Annotated in this window: 1 protein-coding gene; it reads left to right on the top strand. The window is 71.5% G+C overall.

Translation table 11 applies throughout. From position 1 onward, the window contains the following. On the top strand, nt 1–1,426 hold a 1,426-nt coding region (locus AC3XYG_RS36040; RefSeq protein ID WP_489144714.1), incomplete at its 5' end, for a gamma-glutamyltransferase family protein. Between the last annotated feature and the right edge of the window lie 74 nt (nt 1,427–1,500).

Here is a 1,500-nt window from a genome sequence, read left to right as displayed (position 1 = left end):
CACCCTGACCGTGCGCGACGTGCTGGAGCCGGCGATCCATTACGCCGAGGGCGGCCACCCGATGCTGCCGCGGGTGGCCGACACCATCGCCGGCCTCGCGACCTTCTTCGAGACGGAATGGCCGACCTCAGCCGCGGTGTTCCTGCCCGGCGGGGTGGCACCGCAGGCCAAGCGGCTGTTCCGCAACCCGGCTTTGGCCGAGACCTGGAAGCGGGTGCTGCGCGAGGCCGAGGCGGTCGGCGGCGACCGCGAGCGTCAGATCGAGGCGGCGCGGGCCGCCTTCTACAACGGCTTCGTGGCCGAAGCGATCGACCGCTTCTCGCGCAACACCGAGGTGATGGACGAGAGCGGCCGGCGCCACCGCGGCGTCATCACCGGCGACGACATGGCGGGCTGGAGCCCGACCTACGACACGCCGCTGACCTATGATTATCACGGCCACACCGTGGCCAAGATCCGGCCCTGGGGCCAGGGGCCGGTGTTCCTGCAGACGCTCGCCCTGCTGAAGGACATCGACCTGGCGTCGATGGGTCCCGCCAGCGCTGATTTCGTGCACACCGTCACCGAGGCGATGAAGCTCGCCTTCGCCGACCGCGAGATCTATTACGGCGACCCGGATTTCGTCGACGTGCCGGTCGAGGCGCTGCTGTCCGATGGCTACAACGACGCCCGCCGCGGCCTGATCGGCACCACCGCCTCGCGCGACCTGCGGCCCGGCCGGGTGCCGGGCTATGAGGCCCAGGTCGACCGGGTGATGGCGGCGCTGGAGCGGCTGTCGAAGATCAGCGGCGCGGGGACCGCGAGCAGCGAGCCGACCACGGCCGAGATGCTGTCGGCCCGGCGCGGCGACACCACCCACATCGACGCGGTCGACCGCTGGGGCAACATGGTGGCGGCGATGCCGTCCGGCGGCTGGCTGCAATCCTCGCCGGTCATTCCCGAGCTGGGCTTCATGCTGAACTCCCGCGCCCAGATGTTCTGGCTGGAGCCGGGACTGCCGGCCAGCCTGGAGCCGGGCAAGCGGCCGCGCACCACCCTGACCCCGTCGCTCGCCCTGCGCGACGGCCAGCCCTACATGGTGTTCGGCTCACCCGGCGGCGACCAGCAGGAGCAGTGGCAGCTGCAGCTGTTCCTGCGCCACGTCCATCACGGGCTGAACCTGCAGGAGGCGATCGAGCAGCCGGCGTTCCACACGGCACACTTCCCCAGCTCGTTCTATCCGCGCGAGCGCAAGCCCGGGCATCTGCTGGCCGAGGAGAATTTCGGAACGGAGGTGCTGGAGGATCTGCGCCGCCGCGGCCATGCGCTGGAGACGGCGCCGGAATGGACGGTCGGCCGGCTGGTCGCCGCGTCCCGCGACCCCGACGGGCTGCTGCATGCCGCCGCCACGCCGCGGCTGATGCAGGCCTACGCCGCGGGGCGGTAACGGTCGCCGGCCCTCCCCGGACCCGATCCGGGGAGGGCCATCCTGCCTCAGCTTCCCGAGACGAGCTTGAGGCC

Source organism: Inquilinus sp., from assembly GCF_057815775.1.
The sequence above is the reverse complement of the archived record's forward strand: the minus strand, read 5'-3'. Positions and strand labels throughout refer to the sequence as shown.